General features: G+C 37.8%; 10 protein-coding genes. 6 read left to right on the top strand and 4 right to left on the bottom strand.

Annotated elements, in window-relative coordinates; translation table 11 throughout:
* Window positions 1–289 precede the first annotated feature (289 nt).
* From hsdR to QT16_RS01235, 6 genes are all read left to right on the top strand, one after another.
* The gene (hsdR, locus tag QT16_RS01260; protein WP_039484733.1) at window positions 290–2,746 is read left to right on the top strand and encodes an EcoAI/FtnUII family type I restriction enzme subunit R; all 2,457 of its coding nucleotides are present in this window, start codon (window positions 290–292) and stop codon (window positions 2,744–2,746) included.
* Window positions 2,747–2,864: 118 nt separating this feature from the next.
* Complete coding sequence (locus tag QT16_RS01255; protein ID WP_039484730.1) at window positions 2,865–4,337, top strand: N-6 DNA methylase; 1,473 nt, start codon at window positions 2,865–2,867, stop codon at window positions 4,335–4,337.
* Window positions 4,337–6,139: a restriction endonuclease subunit S gene (locus tag QT16_RS01250; protein ID WP_039484726.1), complete on the top strand. Its 1,803-nt coding sequence runs from the start codon at window positions 4,337–4,339 to the stop codon at window positions 6,137–6,139. The genes QT16_RS01255 and QT16_RS01250 overlap by 1 nt, the downstream gene beginning before the upstream one ends.
* A gap of 2 nt (window positions 6,140–6,141) precedes the next feature.
* Window positions 6,142–8,397, top strand: a complete 2,256-nt coding sequence (locus QT16_RS01245) for an McrB family protein (protein ID WP_052201186.1) — start codon at window positions 6,142–6,144, stop codon at window positions 8,395–8,397.
* Between the two features lie 2 nt (window positions 8,398–8,399).
* On the top strand, window positions 8,400–10,973 hold the full coding sequence (locus tag QT16_RS01240; RefSeq protein ID WP_039484722.1) for a nuclease domain-containing protein: 2,574 nt from the start codon (window positions 8,400–8,402) through the stop codon (window positions 10,971–10,973).
* A gap of 58 nt (window positions 10,974–11,031) precedes the next feature.
* Window positions 11,032–11,751: a hypothetical protein gene (locus tag QT16_RS01235; RefSeq protein ID WP_039484719.1), complete on the top strand. Its 720-nt coding sequence runs from the start codon at window positions 11,032–11,034 to the stop codon at window positions 11,749–11,751.
* A 368-nt stretch (window positions 11,752–12,119) separates the two neighbouring features.
* Here QT16_RS01235 and QT16_RS01230 read toward each other — a convergent pair whose 3' ends face one another.
* From QT16_RS01230 to QT16_RS01215, 4 genes are all read right to left on the bottom strand, one after another.
* A complete protein-coding gene (locus QT16_RS01230; protein ID WP_039484716.1) occupies window positions 12,120–13,877 on the bottom strand; it encodes a GGDEF domain-containing protein in 1,758 nt (585 codons plus the stop codon).
* A gap of 396 nt (window positions 13,878–14,273) precedes the next feature.
* Window positions 14,274–15,206 carry a DHH family phosphoesterase gene (locus tag QT16_RS01225; protein ID WP_024593170.1) on the bottom strand — a complete coding sequence of 311 codons (933 nt, stop codon included), beginning with the start codon at window positions 15,204–15,206 and terminating at the stop codon, window positions 14,274–14,276.
* Between the two features lie 145 nt (window positions 15,207–15,351).
* Window positions 15,352–16,800 carry a dihydrolipoyl dehydrogenase gene (locus QT16_RS01220; RefSeq protein ID WP_039484710.1) on the bottom strand — a complete coding sequence of 483 codons (1,449 nt, stop codon included), beginning with the start codon at window positions 16,798–16,800 and terminating at the stop codon, window positions 15,352–15,354.
* Between the two features lie 82 nt (window positions 16,801–16,882).
* Window positions 16,883–17,611 (bottom strand): glutathione peroxidase, encoded by a 729-nt coding sequence (locus QT16_RS01215; RefSeq protein ID WP_010553231.1) that lies wholly within the window; start codon window positions 17,609–17,611, stop codon window positions 16,883–16,885.
* Window positions 17,612–17,679: the final 68 nt, after the last annotated feature.

Raw genomic sequence — 17,679 nt, 5'->3', positions numbered from 1 at the left:
ACGCAGAACAAATAGCGGAACAATTATATTTATAAGTACATGATAGAATAATAATTTTTTATTTTATCGGAACATAAAAAGCGGTAAATAAACGATTTGTCCTCTTTTCTATTTTGTATAGAAGTTACAATTTTATTTTTTAATATCTCATAATTTAGTTTACCTTTTATTTTTGCTTATTAACCGTATTTTATATAGCATCACTAAACAGCATGAAACACGTTGAATCAACGAGTTGTACGCAAAACCTTGTTGGCTCATAGCGTAGTATTTAGGGATGGTTTAAGTTATGGATAAAAGAAAGCTCAGCGAAACCGATATAATCAGTAAGTTTATTCTACCCGCAGTTAAAACCGCAGGGTGGGATGACATAACTCAAATACGCCAAGAGGTTAAACTACGTGACGGTAAAGTAATCGTCCGTGGGCAACTTGGTGTTCGTAAAACGGTTAAATCGGCTGATATAGTGCTTTACCATAAACCCAGTATGCCGCTTGCTGTCATTGAAGCTAAAGCGAATAAGCATGAAGTAGGCAAAGGCCTTCAACAAGGCTTAGATTACGCCAGGCTGCTCGATGTGCCGTTTATATTCGCCTCTAATGGCGATGGCTTTATATTTCACGATAAGACTAAGCTCGGCACGCCTGATGCGCATAACCTCGAAACCGAAATACGCTTAGAAGACTTCCCATCACCACAAGAGCTTTGGGCTAAATATTGTGCCTACAAGGGCTATACAGAATCGCAACTCCCTATAATCAACCAAGCCTATTACGATGATGGTAGTGGCAAACACCCACGTTACTATCAGCTTCAAGCGATTAATAAAACAGTAGAGGCTATATCGTCAGGTAAAGACCGCGTACTCCTTGTTATGGCAACAGGAACCGGTAAAACTTATACCGCGTTTCAAATTATTTGGCGCTTATGGAAGTCACGCGCTAAAAAACGCATATTATTTTTAGCCGACCGCAACATATTGGTAGATCAAACTCGTATAAATGACTTTCAGCCGTTTGGTACTTCAATGACCAAAATTACCGGCAGAACAATCGACCCAGCTTACGAAATACACCTAGCACTTTACCAAGCACTAACAGGACCAGAAGAATCCCAAAAAGCCTTTAAGCAAGTAGACCCAGACTTTTTTGACCTGATTATTATTGACGAGTGCCACCGTGGTAGCGCAAGTGAAGATAGCGCTTGGCGTGAAATACTCACTTACTTTAAAGGTGCTGCTCAAGTTGGCTTAACCGCAACACCAAAAGAAACCGATGAAGTATCAAACTCAGACTATTTTGGCGACCCTGCTTATACCTATTCCCTAAAAGAAGGTATTGAAGATGGCTTTTTAGCGCCATACAAAGTGGTACGTGTCGATCTTGATGTTGACCTACAAGGCTGGCGACCAACAAAAGGGCAGGTTGATAACAACGGTGAAGTAATACAAGACCGAATATACAACCAAAAAGACTTTGACCGCACAATGGTAATTGACGAGCGAACACAGCTGGTGGCTGAAACCATTACCAACTATTTAAAACGTACAGACCCTATGGCTAAAACCATCGTGTTTTGTAACGACATAGACCACGCTGAGCGTATGCGACGTGCCATTGCCAACTTAAACCCAGAGCAAATGGCAAAAAACGATAAATACGTAATGAAGATCACCGGCGATGACGAACTAGGCAAAGGTCAGCTCGACAACTTTATAAACCCTAAACGGCCATACCCAGTTATTGCTACCACCTCAGAGCTTATGACCACAGGGGTAGACGCTAAAACCTGTAAATTAGTAGTGCTCGACCAAAACATCCAATCAATGACCAAGTTTAAACAAATCATTGGGCGTGGTACCCGTATTGACGATCGCTACGGCAAGCTTTGGTTTACCATACTCGACTTTAAAAAAGCCACCGAGTTATTTGCCGATGAACGCTTTGATGGCACACCAGAAAAAATAATAAAAGTAACGCCCACTGATATTGAAGACGAAGACGTTGATCTTGAATCACAAGATGATACAACCAGCGCAGAAACACCAGACAACGTATTTGGCGACCAAACCACTGACGATACAACCGATGCCAACAACGACACCATTAACGACCCCAAAGGCGATGGCACGCTTGATGGCGAATGGGACGACGAAACTAACAAAATGGTTAAGTACCGCGTATCGGGTGTTACCGTTAATAAAGTGGCAGAGCGAGTCCAGTATTACGATACCGACGGTAAACTTGTTACCGAGTCATTTATAGATTACACCCGTAAAACCATGAGCAAGCAGTTCAGTTCATTGGATGACTTTGTAAAGCGTTGGAACGAGTCAGATCGCAAACAAGCAATCATCGACGAGCTTTCCGAAGAAGGGATTATTTGGTCAGCGCTCGAGGAAGAAGTAGGCAAAGACATGGACCCCTTTGATATGATCTGCCATGTAGTTTACGACCAACCACCCCTTACCCGTAAAGAGCGCGCAGATAACGTACAAAAGCGTAACTATTTCACTAAATATTCGGGTACCGCACACACCGTACTCGAGAACCTTCTGTTAAAATACGCAGATGTAGGCGTGCAAGAAATCGAATCTATGCAAGCGCTTAAAGTAGCGCCGTTTAACGAAATAGGCAGCCTAAGTGAAATAGTAAAAAAAGGCTTTGGCGGCAAACCACAATACGAGCAAGCACTCAAAGAGCTCGAAGCCGAAATTTACCAAATGCCAGCGCCTAAAACAGCCTAAATTTATGTTTGCTGTCGCTATGTATTAGCCACAGCAAAGCATTAAACCATTTAAATTAAACAGCTTTCATATTTGCCTTTAGCCGCAGTTTATAAAAACAATCAAACAAGAGAATACTATGTCTATCAGTTCAGCTATTAAATCCATTCAAGATATTATGCGTAAAGACGCCGGTGTCGATGGCGACGCGCAACGCCTTGGTCAAATGTCGTGGTTACTATTTTTAAAAGTATTCGACGCGCAAGAAGAAGAACTAGAGCTTGAATTAGACGACTACCGCGAGCCAATCCCTGAGCAATTTTTATGGCGCAATTGGGCAGCCGATAACGAAGGCATAACGGGCGATGAGCTGTTAGAGTTTGTAAACGACAAGCTATTCCCTGAGCTTAAAAACCTAATCGCACCTATAGATAAAAACCCACGCGGCTATGTAGTAACCCAGGCCTTTAGCGATGCCTTTAACTACATGAAAAACGGCACACTACTGCGCCAGGTGATTAATAAGCTAAACGAAATAGACTTTACCGACTCAAAAGAGCGTCACTTATTTGGCGACCTGTACGAGCAAATACTAAAAGATTTACAAAGCGCAGGTAACGCAGGCGAATTTTATACCCCGCGCGCCATCACTAAATTTATAGTAGCAGTAACCGACCCAAAACTAGGCGAGTCAATCATGGACCCTGCTTGTGGTACTGGTGGCTTTTTAACATGCGCGTTCGACCATGTAAAAGCAAACTATGTTAAATCGGGCGACGACCACCAAATACTTCAAAAGCAAATACACGGTGTAGAAAAAAAACAACTCCCGCACTTACTGTGTACTACCAATATGATGCTTCACGGCATTGAAGTACCGGTACAAGTTAAACACGGCAATACCCTAAATAAACCGCTTTCAAGCTGGGATGATCAAGTAGATGTAATCATCACCAACCCACCATTTGGCGGTACTGAAGAAGACGGTATAGAAAAAAACTTCCCAAGCGACATGCAAACTCGCGAAACAGCCGACTTGTTCTTACAGCTCATTATAGAAGTGCTCAACACGAAAGGGCGCGCGGCTGTTGTATTGCCAGATGGCACCCTATTTGGTGAAGGCGTTAAAACCAAAATTAAAAAGCTGTTGGTAGAAGAGTGTAACTTACACACCATAGTACGCTTACCTAATGGCGTATTTGCCCCGTACACAAGTATTAAAACTAACATATTGTTTTTTACTAAAGGCACGCCAACCAAAGACGTGTGGTTTTACGAGCACCCATACCCAGCAGGGGTTAAAAATTATAACAAAACCAAACCAATGAAGTTTGAAGAGTTTAAAACGGAGCTCGAATGGTGGGGCAACGAAGCAGACGGCTTTGCAAGCCGAACTGAAACCGAACAAGCATGGAAAGTATCAATCGACGATATTATTGCCCGTAACTACAACCTAGACATTAAAAACCCGCATGTAGGCGAGGTAATCAGCCATAACCCAGAAGAGTTATTAGCAGATTATTCGAAGCAGCAAGCCGATATACAAGCACTGCGTGACCAGCTTAAAGGTATATTGTCAGCAGCACTGTCTAAAGATGCTGAGGGCAAGTAATGGCTGAGACTAAAGCACCAAACACAAGCGAAGAGCAGCTCATAACCGACCACCTAGATATTTGGACCACAGCCATCGAGCAAAAATCGTCAGCAGGGCGCGGTTCATCTAAAAAGTTTTCACTTCACGGTATTAAAAAACTCCGCGAACTTATTTTAGAGCTCGCCGTACGTGGCAAATTAGTGCCACAAGATCCAAACGACGAACCCGCTTCAGTATTGCTAGAGCGTATAGCCGCTGAAAAGGCACAGTTAGTTAAAGATAAGAAAATCAAAAAGCCTAAAGCACTACCAGAAATTAGTGAAGAAGAAGAACCGTTTGAATTGCCGAAAGGCTGGGAGTTAGTTCGTTTCAATGATTTAGGTGAGTGGGGGGCGGGTTCAACACCAAGGCGGGGAAACATTGAATATTATGATGGAAGTATACCCTGGTTTAAGTCTGGAGAATTGAATTCCGATTATATAAGTGAATCAGAGGAACATATATCTGAGCTTGCTCTAAAAGAAACCTCTGTTCGGTACAATAATATCGGTGATGTACTTGTAGCAATGTATGGAGCTACTATTGGGAAAACCTCAATTCTTACGGTTAGAGCTACAACTAACCAAGCAGTCTGTGCTTGTACTCCATTTAATGGCTTTAAAAATACTTTTTTATTAATGTTATTGAAAGCGTCTAAATCTCGTTTAATTGGAATGGGGGCAGGTGGTGCTCAACCAAATATATCAAGAGAAAAGATAATAAACACGGTTATTGCTTTACCACCAACTTCAGAGCAACAACGTATTGTCGCTAAAGTCGATGAGTTAATGAGCTTGTGTGATGCGCTTGAGGTGCAAACTGAAAATAGTATTACCGCACATCAAACATTAGTTGAAGTGCTGTTAGAGGCTTTGCTAAAAGCACCAGAGCAAGGGGCTACACCGGAACAAACTGCTCAACAGTTCCAACAAAACTGGCAACGCTTAAGCGAGCACTTCGACACGCTATTCACCACCACCGCCAGCATCGACACGCTAAAACAAACCATTTTACAACTCGCAGTAATGGGCAAACTCGTCCCACAAAACCCAAATGACGAACCCGCCGCCAAACTCCTAGAGCGCATAGCAGCAGAAAAAGCCCAACTGATTAAAGACAAAAAAATCAAAAAGCAAAAACCACTGCCAGAAATTACCGACGAAGAAAAATTATATGAGTTACCTAGTGGCTGGGTTTGGAGTCGATTTGGTGATTTGTTTAAATCATTTTCTAATGGGTTATATAAACCTTCAAAGTTTTATACAGATGAAGGGGTAATATCTTTGAGAATGTATAACATCCAAAATGGGTATATTGATTTTGCTGGCGCTAAAAGAGTTGAAGTTGAGCCTACTGAATTAGCGCAGTTTATACTCGAACCAAATGACCTTTTGATTAACAGAGTCAATAGTAAAGAACTTGTTGGTAAAACGGCAATAATACCTGAGTCAGAAGAGCCTTTAGTTTATGAAAGTATGAACATGCGAGCAAAACCTTTTATCGAGCATTTGTCAGCACAATACTTAAACTTATTTATGATGACGAAGGTTGCTCAAAATTTTATCTCATCGTTTGCTAAAGAAGCAGTTGGGCAAGCGTCAATAAATCAAGGGCAGGTGAGCTCTATTATAATACCTCTACCACCATTCAAAGAACAGCATCGTATTGTCGCTAAAGTAGATGAACTAATGGCGCTCTGCGACCAACTCAAAGCCCGTTTAACAGACGCACAAACCACTAAACTTCACCTCACAGACGCCATAGTCGAACAGGCGTTGTAGATATGGCAGATGAGACATATGAAGCTGATAACGATGTACTAAGTAATGAAAGCTTGCTAGGCGAGCCCGTTAAATACTCTCTAGATGTTGTAAAAGATTTATCTGATGAAGAGCTTTACCAGCGGTTATTTAAATGTTGGGGAATTAAAAATAAAAAAATTGAAGTATGGGGCGAGCTAACCAAACAAGATGGTGCGGTTCCTTATCGATTAAAACATGTGCGCAACGTTATTGATAATAAATTAATAGAGTACCCAATAGATGTTAGCTACGGACTACAAAGTGGCATTTTTGTTTATCCTTCTATAGGTAATAAATACTATATAACAGACCAAAGGACGTTTGTTCGTGGGAAGCTAATTCTTACTAAATTAAGTGAGCGAATTAAGCATGGCAACCCATTTGAATTAAACCTTTCCTCAGATGATATAGAACCCCTAGAGCAATTGCCTATTGCTATAAATGAGATAGATAGGCTGAGCGATATAGATAAATCAATAGTGCTAGGTGAGGGCACAGAACGTTTTATTGATAAAGTTATTTATGAACAGCAACTCAGTAAACTTAAAACAGAGTTTGAAGAAACTCAGAAGTCGGAAATAGAAACGCACCTGTCTCGACTTAACTCAATGACAAGAGCCGTTTCGATAGAGAAAGTTGAGCTACACGCCATAAAGGATTCTGTTGAGAGCAGTAAAAAAGAAAACCAACAATTAGGCTCAGAAAGTAAATTACTTCGGCAAAGTATTGAAAAAAAAGAGCATGAGCTAGCAATACTTGATGATAAATACAAAGGACTTGAGGAAGTAATGGCTAAAAAAATAGAAAAGCTAAAAGCATTTATAGAAGAAAAGGCTGTTTTTTTAAAGAGTTTTGAGTTTATTGATGATGATGAATTTAATAGTTTCGTTTCTAATATTACTAAAGTAAGTGAGCGACCTGAGCATATTGAGTTTAGTGATCACTTAAACGGTGATTACAAGCAAGCGGTATCTTATATTCAAGCTTATCTCAAAGAGCGCGATATACTTTACCCCCGTCATATTATTGAAAATTACCTTACCCTTATTAGAAGTAACGATTTAATTATTTTAGCGGGGGATTCTGGCTCAGGGAAAACTAATTTGGTTAATTCGTTTGCTGATGCTGTTGGCGGTAAATCTATTATTATTCCGGTAAAGCCGAATTGGACTAGCTCTGAGGATTTGTTAGGTTATTACAATCCTTTAGAAAAAAAGTATTTAGCAACTCCGTTTCTTGAAGCATTAATTGAGGCACAGCAAAACCCAGAAGTTCCTTATTTTATTTGTTTGGATGAAATGAACTTGGCGAGGGTTGAATACTATTTTGCTGATTTTTTATCAAAACTTGAAGAAAGAAATAAAAAGCCAGAGATTCAACTTTATTCAGATGATGAAGCATCGCATGTATTAGCAGAACTTAAAGGCGTTGTATCTATTATTACTGGGGCTAAAGAAAAATATAATAAAAATGGTATTACCGATTTTATAGCGCTTATGCAAGATGAAGATGTTAACAATGAAATGAAACGCGCATTCGGCTTTAGTGATAAAAATTCTCTTATAAAATACCACGGTGACATTAGGCGTATGCTTGCAGGTGTAATTAGTACACCTTCATCTATAACGATTTCTCCAAACGTTCGCATTATTGGTGCAATTAATATTGATGAAACTACGCATTATTTATCTCCTAAAATTTTAGATCGCGCTCACATAATGAAGTTTAGAAGCCCGCTACTGAGTGATTGGGATAAGATTATTAGTGAAATTGACGCGTATGGCTTTGAAGATGTGGCGCTGCCCGTGGTATTTGAAATAGATGATCTAGGTGTAAGGACGCCATATCCTAATTACTCTATTAATGACGATTTTTGTATACAGTTTAAAGAACTAAATAGCCGTTTTTTTCATCCTTTAGGTGTTGAATTTGGTATGCGAACGATTAGGCAGGGGCTTAATTACTTGGCGCTTTTTAAAGATGTAAATGAAGATAAAGAGCAGGCTATTAATAATTTTATTATTCATAAAGTGCTGCCCAAATTTACTTTCGATGGTAATAAAAAGTCGGGACAATCTGATAAGTTAGATTTACTTGATAAGGTTTTAAAACCGCTGTTAGAAGAAATATTAGAAAGCCATGAAAATATGGATGAAGAGTTTTCGAGTATTGTGGCGTTACAATCAATTATTAATAACGCTAAAGATAATGACGGTGTTGTGAATTACTGGGCATAAAAATGAAAGCTGAATTTGAAGCTAAATATATTGATATTACCTGGTATGACAAGAACACAGTATTAAGTATTACTGAATCGCTGTTGCCTTTAGATTGTGAGTATGAAGTAGATAAGTACATTTGTAGCACGGTTATATATCCAAAAACTGAGGGTATCGAATGCGGGCAGCTTGCGTTTAGATTTCTAAAAAAGAGTACAATAAAGCCTTATTTTGTAAATGGAGCTGGCGAGAAAATCGTCCTTAAATGCGTACTTGATACAGAAACCCTCAAAGAATGGTGGATAGAAGCTGATAGCTGGTCTAGTAAAAGCAAGCGCTGGCAAGGGAAGGCACATAGAACCGCTGGGAGCATAAAAGTTTATTTAGCCCATGAAGTTTGCCAAGTAAATATTGGATCATATGATTTTACTTTAGAGCAGCTAGATACTTACTTGGCTGACTTTAAAAGTGACTTATGGGAGTTGATTTTAGACGAGCAAAGTTATGTAAAGGGTAAGGGGAAAACAGTTAATGATGGCGTCGTTACACAAGATACAATTACACTGGTTAATAACTTACTTTCCCATAGTCAAAATATTTTAAAAAACCCCAAGGCTGAGCTAAGAGAAGTTCAAACGTTAAAGCCAAGAAAGGCTGTAAAACCAGTTAATCGTACTTTTATGGAACTAGCTACAAAAGGTGGTAGCAAGCTTCTTACAAGCCGGAGCACAGAGCCAAGTTATAATGTTCCTGAAAACCGCTATATTCTTTATGTACTTGAGCGACTATATAAAATTATAAAGCAATTAGTGGCAATTTCTCAAAATAAAACGAAGCGCTATGAATCAAATATAGTAAAACTAGGATCACGTTTAGAAGCATTTGTTGAAGATAAACTGATAGATAAAGATTTAGTAAAAAAAGACTTAGAAAAGTTAAGAGATTCTTTTAATACAAAGTTTTTATCGGCTAATTTACAAGAGAAGCTCGAATTGTTTAATCAACGTGGTTTAGGAGAACAAAATACTTCTATATGTTTTTTAAAAATTGGCTCAAAGACAAAGGGCGGTGATTCTCGTTTTTTAGCGATTAAAAAAGAATATAGCGATAATTGGTTTGAGACGGAAGTTGCAACTCAAAATGTGTTTTTAAAGCAAGGTGAACCACTTTTTTTAAATCTGCTAGAGCAGGGCTTTGAATACAAAATTATGGGAAACCTGAAATATAAAAGTGGTTTTTCAAATGGTAAGCAGTGGCATACTTATGAGTTAATAAGTATGCGTAAAATAAAAATAGTGGGTGGTGATAAGTTAACGCAAAGACATGAAAGTTTTAAGGCTGAAAGAAGTAAAGCTGTCCATTTTAATCATAATAACTGGGTAAAAAAACTTACTAAGAATGAGCGAGCCGAGCAAGAGCGTGAAAAGCGATCAATTCAAAAACGATTAGATTTTTACGCCATCCAAGAAAAGCATGTAGGCATTGTATTCAATAGCCTAGAACCTAAATTACGCAAGTTTAAAGCGGCAATTAAAAAGCTAAAGAGTATGGGAGTTAAAGCATCCTCCGTTTTCCCTAACTCAATGACGTTCGTACAAAACCCTGATTATCAATTTATTCATTCTGGTTATAAAAAAATACGCGAGTTAACTAGTTTAACTGATGATGATTTATTACTGTCTCTCGAGAGGATTGAAGAGGTAGGTTTGATTAATATGCCTCTTCTTTATGAACGTTGGTGCTTACTTCAATTGATAAAAGTGTTAGTTCAAAACTATGGTTATACACCAACGGATGACTGGAAAAAAGAGCTTATAAATATTATTGAAACTAAGCAAAATTATCAAAGTTTGGTATTTAAAAACGATAACTTAAAAAGAACAGTTAAACTTAGTTACGAACCAATGTTAGAAAATGGTAAAACGCCAGACTTTGTGATGGATGTATTTTTTATTAAAAAAAATGGTGAGGATTATAAAAAGCGTTTTGTAATGGATGCAAAATTTTACTCAAACTCTGTGCTTCAAAAAGCAGGAGGGGTTTCTGGGGTTGTAAAGCAGCTATATAAAGATAAAGATTATAGTGAAGAAGGCAGAAATACTGTTTTTATTATTCATCCTGTTAAATCAGCAATTACTGAAAAAGTATCTCCGCAGTCATGGGGGAATAATAGTTATTACGGCGAGTTAGCTTTGTTTGATTGGGATAAAAACAGAAAGGAGTATTTTCATCAATACGGTGCTATTTGTGCTAACCCTATTGAAAGGCTGAATTACTTAGATGAATTTCAGCGTATGATAGGGATGTTCCTACAGTACGGTATTGAGAATAATACACTAAATGGCAAGGTTGATGATGTCGAGTCACTAAACTTTTGTGTAGCATGTGGCTCACACGATCTAACGCTAAAAATAAATAACAGAGCAAAATCAGCGTGGTATGAATGTAACCAATGTAAGCACTTTACAACATATAACCACTGTAATAGCTGCGATACTAGATTAATTAAAAATGGGGACTATTGGACCTACCATTCACAAATGCCAATGGAGCCGCTAAATATAAAATGTCCATCATGTGAGAGTTTGTTGTAGTTAGATTGCGAGATATTAGATTTTATCTGAGCACTATTTAAATAAGCTGAGAATGTAGTTGAATATAAAATTATTATTTAAGTTGTTAGTAGTTTTCTCGTTGGCCTTTTCTTTTGTTGCTATAGCAAAAGATGTAAAAGTTAAAGGTTACTATAAAAAAAATGGGACATATGTAAAACCTCATTACAGATCAGCACCAGATAGTTCAATTAACAATAATTGGACAACTAGAGGGAATGTAAACCCACATACAGGTGCTGATGGTACAAGAGCTAGGCAATATGAATGGGATTCAGGAAGTACATCCTATTCAGATGAGAGTAATAGCTATAATAGCGATGTATACGATGATACCCATTATTCAGGCATGAATAACCATATGGATCATCCTTACTACCAATCTGAGTATAATGAAGTTGAAAGTGTTGTTAATTCAATAGGTGATGAGGCACTGGCGGAAGGTGCCTTGAATAGTAAGCCTGCTAAGAATAGTTCTAATACATCTACTAAGCAGAATGATGAAAGCGACCAGTATATGGGCGATGTATATGATGGCACTTACGATTTGGATGAGTATAACCATACTGAGAACCCTTACTATCAATCAGAATATAATGAGACTGAAGGTACTATTGATTTAATAAGTGATAAGGAGCTGCCTAAGGTAAGTTTAAGAGATAACCAAATTGATAATAATTATGCGATTAAGGCTACTGGTCTTTTCATAACTATAATTACATTACTAATCTTTGGTTTTGCTATCTCTAAGAGGAAATAAACAGCCTAGGTTACTTAAACTTGTGAAAAGAGCAAAATAGGCTGACAATGATTTTTTGTTACACCGTATGTTACACCGCGCACTTTATTGCGATCGATAGTTGTATTAAATCAATCGCTTAAATTTTAAATGTGGTGGTTGCAGGGGCTACCAATTAAATCAAAGACTTAATCTTTATCCAAAACTAAGCGATACTAGCTACTAGTTTGGCCAACTTTAGTTCTTTAGTAATCTTTGAAACTTTCGCTCAAAAGTAAAAAGCTGCCGTTCAAATTACTACTTTTTGGATAATTGTGTATCCAAGCTGAAAGTCAGTTTGTCATCGATATATATTTTCTTACCGCGCATAAGGTAAAGTTCTTAATTAGCTATTTTGGGGCAAAGCAAACTCTGTTTTTACCAGATTTTTTAGCTATATATAACTTATCATCGGCTTTCCTTATTAATGAATTTAAATCTGAATCAGAATTGCTATAAAGTTCAACTGCTCCCATTGAGAATGTTATATTTGAAAGACCATCGACTTCAACCTTGGATAATTTACTTGAAAGACGCTCAAATAAATTTTTTGCTTCTTCAATCGAAGTAGCTGGTAGGATAAATAACCACTCTTCACCTCCCCAGCGACCAAATTTATCCATTGCTCTAATATTTTCTGAAGCAATATCTGCAAATTTCTTTAGCACAAAATCCCCCATATCATGCCCATAAATATCATTTATAGATTTAAAGTTATCTAAGTCAGCCAATAGTATTGTTAAATTTTGACATTTGCGTTGAGCAATTGCTAATTCTTTGGTTGCTTGAAGGGTAATTGCTCGTCTATTTGGCGCACCAGTTAGCACGTCAATCATTGCTAATTTACTCAGTTCATTTTTAGATTTTTGACTCCGGTAAACAATGAGTGAAAGCAAAAGTACAGTTATCGACAACGTGATAATAAACATAACTAAAATATAATTTTTTTGCTTTTCATTTTCTTTTTCTAATTTAGTTACTTCAAGCGACTGTTCTAAAATTCTGTTTGCACTTTTTTGCTCTTCAACTTTATATTCAGCGAGTAATTCATCTAATTCTTTTTGGCTCTTATCGTCTTCACTAAGTAAGTTTTCGTAATAGTTATCTTTATATTTCATAGCATCTTCGAATCGTTTTTGTGACTTACTCAATTCAAAAAGCCATTCATATAACTTTTTTATCTGGTAGTCGTCCATTAAGCTATAGTGGTCTTCAATTAATTTATTAATCATGAACTCAGCTTCTGACACTTCACCATAATTTTGTAATAATTGAATATATAATATGGAGCCGTCTAATGCCGTTCTAGTGACGCCAAAGTCAGATAATATCTGGATAGCCTCTTTTAATGTTGATAAGCTTTTGTTCTTGTCTTCAATCTCCAAGTACCCCCAATAAAGTAATACTTCAGCTTTGGTTACACAAGAATTCACTGAATCTAGTATGCTAACCCATTTATCTTTTTTCTTTTTATATTCAACAGCACTATCAGTATTTATATCGGGATAGGCTTCGCTGCCTTTTCTAAAGTTAACGTATAATATTAATTCAGGATCACCAATTTCATTTGCTTTAATCTCAGCTTTATCAAAATAGGTATTTTTTTCTTTTTCTATGCTCGATTCGGCATTATCAAAATAGCCGCCTATTAAAGATAAAGCTCTAACTTCAATAGAGTTTTTTGGCTCACCTATAAAATAGGATTTGTATTCACTAAGTAATGCAATTGCTTTTTCAGTCTTTGAATCCCAAAACCAACTTTGAGCCATTACGTATAGATGCCATGCAAAGCGAGGATTACTTTTATCTAAAATATTTAAGGCTATAATCTTGTTTCTAATAAGCTCTATATTATTTCTATCTTTTTCAGCATCAGCAATTGTTAACTCACTGAATAACAGGTGAGTTTCAATATTGTTATGAACACAATGATTTTTTAAATATTTGTTTATTGCCTTTAATTTTTTGACGTTTAGAGTCTCTATCGAATTATAAAGACTTGAAATAACAGAGCCATAATTTGTACAACGACTCTCTTGCGCATTGCTATGAAATGTAATGAGAGTCATTACTAAAAGAGCGGTGAGAATTAAAGGTTTTAACTTCATTGTTATTTACTGCAAATTATAGTGGTAAACCAATTTCCGTTTAGGTTATCAGAAAGAATAAAAGTTACTACACATACGCTAAAATTTATATGCTGCTATGCATATAAATAAACTTCGAGACATTATGGCTAGGAGTTGTAAGTTATATCCGATGTTGTTTATAAGCGAGTATTGGGAAGGAGAGTGCTTAGGGAAGGTCTACTTTGTAAAGTTAAGTGAAAAATACAAAATGATCATAATCTTTCCTGAACGTTCAATGCTGTTCTTGGAAACTTAAGGCGTTAATAACTAATCAGTTGAGGCGTTAGCAAAGAATCAACTTTCTGGTTAAGTTCTTATAAATAAAAAAGCGAGTAAATATAAATCCACTCACTTTATAATTTTGTTAGCTAGGTCTTAACCATCACTAGTAATTTTATCGATTAATTCACTAAGTACGGCTTCAGATTTACTTGTTTCTACTTGGCAAGTACCTGCATTTAAATGACCACCACCGCCGTATTTAAGGCACAGTTCGCCAACATTCGTGTTTGAGCTGCGGTTAGTGATTGATTTGCCAACGGCATACACTACGTTTTGTTTTTTAAGGCCCCACATTTTATGAATCGAAATATTGCAGTCGGGGTACATTGCATAAATAACAAATCGGTTTGTGGCGTAAATTGTTTCTTCTTGAGTTAAATCAAGGACCACTAAGTTTTTATGGACGGTAGCGCATTGAGAAATTTGCTCTTTAGCTTTTTCGTTATGCTCGTTATATAAAGCAACACGCTCGGCTACGTCTTCCATTTGTAGGATTTCTTCGATGCTCTGATCTTTACACGCATCAATCAGTTTCATCATTAATTGGTAATTTGAAATTTTAAACTCGCGAAAACGACCAAGGCCAGTTCGCGCATCCATAATAAAGTTCATTAAGACCCAATCGGTTGGGTTTAATATTTCGTCTTTTGAAAACTGAGCAGCATCGCCTTTATCTACCGCGTCCATCATTTCAACAGAAATATTTGGAAGTTTTTCAGCGCCGCCATAATAGTCATAAACTACGCGAGCTGCTGATGGGGCTTCTGGATCAATAATATGATTTTTTATGTCGCTTGAGTTACGAACGGTTTCGCTAAGGTGATGATCGAATGCGATGTGACAACCTGCAACGTAGGGGAGATTGGTCGTGATGTCGTTTTCGGTAATGTCTATTTTGCCATCTTGCATGTCTTTTGGATGAACAAATAAAATATCGTCAATTAGGTCTAAGTCTTTAAGCAATACGGCACAAACTAAGCCATCAAAATCGCTGCGAGTGACTAGTCTAAATTTATTATTGGGCATAGCTATTCCATCTTTTTAATTGAATTATCAATTAAGTGTAACAGCTAAATTTTTTTTTGAGAGGTCAGCTTAAAAAAATTATAAAAAAAAGCCAAAACGTTGGCTTTGGCTTTTACTTAGCAAGTTTGTATGTGTAGTAAATAGGTTATGCGCCTGGACCACATTCCATACATGAATTTACAATGTCTGGGCCAAATTTAAGTTTGGCATTTAAGTCGCGAAGGGCGGTACGTAACCCTTCTTCAATTACTGGGTGGTAAAATGGCATATCAAGCATTTCTGGTACGGTCATTTTGTTTTGTACAGCCCATGCTAGTAAGTGAGCGATGTGTTCGGCTTGTGGGCCAATAAATTCTGCACCTAAAAATAAGCCTGTGCCTTGCTCCGCATATACACGCATATGACCTTTGTTTTTAAGCATTACTCGGCTACGACCTTGGTTTTCAAAGCTGACTTCGCCGACTTCAAAACAACCACATGGGCCTAAACGGTCGGTAATTTGCTTGTAGCTTTCGCCTACCATTGCTATTTGTGGGTCGCTAAATACAGCTGCAATTTTAGCTCTGCGCAGACCTATACGTACATCTGGGAAGCGCCCTGCATTTTGACCTGCAATAGCACCTTGGTCTGATGCTTCGTGTAGCAGTGGGAGCATGTTACTTGCATCGCCTGCTATAAATATGTTCGATTCACCACACTGCATTGTGTGCGTGTCTGCGTGCGGTACGCCGCGTTCATCAAGTTCAATGCCGGTGTTTTCAAGGCCTAGTTTATCTACGTTAGGTACTCGGCCTGTGGCTGCAAGTACGTAGTCAAACTGTTCGGTGTGTTTTTCACCTTGTTTGTCGGTGTAAGTTAGCTGTGCTTTGTCGCCAACTTGCATCATGTCAGATACGTTTGAGTCGGTATCTACAAAAAATTCTTCAGCAAAAACAGTATTTGCATAGTCTTTTACTACTGGGTCTGTAAGTGGGCCAATTGCGCCGCCTACACCAAATAGTTTTACATTTACGCCTAGTCGGCTAAGTGCTTGGCCAATTTCAAGACCTATTACACCAGGGCCAAATACAGCGACTGATTCTGGTAGGTCATCCCAATCAAATACGTCGTCGTTTATAATAAGTTTGTCGCCAAAGTTATTAAATACGCCAGGGTACGAAGGGCGTGAACCGGTGGCAATTACAAAGCGTTTTGCTGTAATAATTGTGTGGTCGTCTATTTGTATGCGGTTTGTGTCTAAAAATTTAGCGTAACCACGAATTTTATCACCATCTGGTAATTCATCTACGGCTTCTACTACGAATCCTGCAAAACGATCTCGTTCACTTTTAACGCGTGCCATAACTGCTTTGCCATCAATGATAGGCTTTGAGCTATGAACACCAAATGCAGGTGCCATTTCAATTGCGTGTGCAGCTTCAGCGGCTGCAATCAATAACTTACTTGGCATACAACCAACACGTGCACATGTGGTGCCGTATGGGCCTGATTCGATCATTAATACATTTTGTGTGAACTGTTTAGCATTACGGTAAGCACTTAAACCAGCAGTGCCTGCGCCTATAACAACAACATCGGTTTGCAATTCTTTCATAGTATTTTTTCCTCTAATAAATAGGGGCATAAAAGCCCCTATTTTTTACCTACTAACGTTAGGTATTTAATTTACTTATTAATTAAGCAAAGTATTTTTCTAAGTCGTCTGAACCACCGATGTGTTTACCACCAATGAATATTTGTGGAACAGTGTCACGACCAGATACAGCTTTTAGGCTTGTTAGTGATGCGCCTGCACCCATAACAATCTCTTCATATGCGAAGCCTTTTTCTGCAAGAAGCTCTTTTGCTTTTTTACAGAAAGGACAGCCAGGTTTAGTAAAGATGCTTACTGGTTCTGGTTTAGCTTGCTTAGGGTTGATGTAATCAAGCATTGTGTCTGCGTCTGATACTTCAAACGGGTCACCTGGTAAATCTGGTTCGATGAACATTTTGTCAATCACGCCATCTTTAACAAGCATAGAGTATCTCCAGCTGCGCTTACCAAAGCCTAGGTCGTTCTTGTCTACTAACATGCCCATGCCGTCAGTAAATTCGCCGTTGCCGTCTGGTAATAAAGTAATGTTTTGCGCTTCTTGATGCTCAGCCCATGCGTTCATCACAAAGGTATCGTTTACTGATAAACATACAATTTCGTCAACGCCGTTTTGCTTAAGTACGCCTGCTAATTCGTTGTAACGTGGTAAGTGAGTTGATGAACATGTTGGTGTGAATGCACCTGGTAGTGAAAACACTACAACAGTTTTACCTTTAAAAATGTCATCTGTTGTTACTGATTTCCAATCGTTATTTTGACGAGTTGCAAATGTAACACTTGGGATTGTTTGACCTTCGATATTGTTTAACATAATTTTTGTTCCTCTTGATTTGTTGATAGCCATTATGGTGAATAATTAAATATAGTTCCAATCGTTTG

This window comes from Pseudoalteromonas distincta (assembly GCF_000814675.1).
In the GTDB taxonomy this organism is placed as follows: domain Bacteria; phylum Pseudomonadota; class Gammaproteobacteria; order Enterobacterales; family Alteromonadaceae; genus Pseudoalteromonas; species Pseudoalteromonas distincta.
The sequence above is the reverse complement of the archived record's forward strand: the minus strand, read 5'-3'. Positions and strand labels throughout refer to the sequence as shown.

Coding starts and splice junctions, on each gene's coding strand:
- hsdR (WP_039484733.1), top strand. CDS start 290: ATGGATAAAAGAAAGCTCAGCGAAACCGATATAATCAGTAAGTTTATT.
- QT16_RS01255 (WP_039484730.1), top strand. CDS start 2,865: ATGTCTATCAGTTCAGCTATTAAATCCATTCAAGATATTATGCGTAAA.
- QT16_RS01250 (WP_039484726.1), top strand. CDS start 4,337: ATGGCTGAGACTAAAGCACCAAACACAAGCGAAGAGCAGCTCATAACC.
- QT16_RS01245 (WP_052201186.1), top strand. CDS start 6,142: ATGGCAGATGAGACATATGAAGCTGATAACGATGTACTAAGTAATGAA.
- QT16_RS01240 (WP_039484722.1), top strand. CDS start 8,400: ATGAAAGCTGAATTTGAAGCTAAATATATTGATATTACCTGGTATGAC.
- QT16_RS01230 (WP_039484716.1), bottom strand. CDS start 13,877: ATGAAGTTAAAACCTTTAATTCTCACCGCTCTTTTAGTAATGACTCTC.
- QT16_RS01225 (WP_024593170.1), bottom strand. CDS start 15,206: ATGCCCAATAATAAATTTAGACTAGTCACTCGCAGCGATTTTGATGGC.
- QT16_RS01220 (WP_039484710.1), bottom strand. CDS start 16,800: ATGAAAGAATTGCAAACCGATGTTGTTGTTATAGGCGCAGGCACTGCT.
- QT16_RS01215 (WP_010553231.1), bottom strand. CDS start 17,611: ATGTTAAACAATATCGAAGGTCAAACAATCCCAAGTGTTACATTTGCA.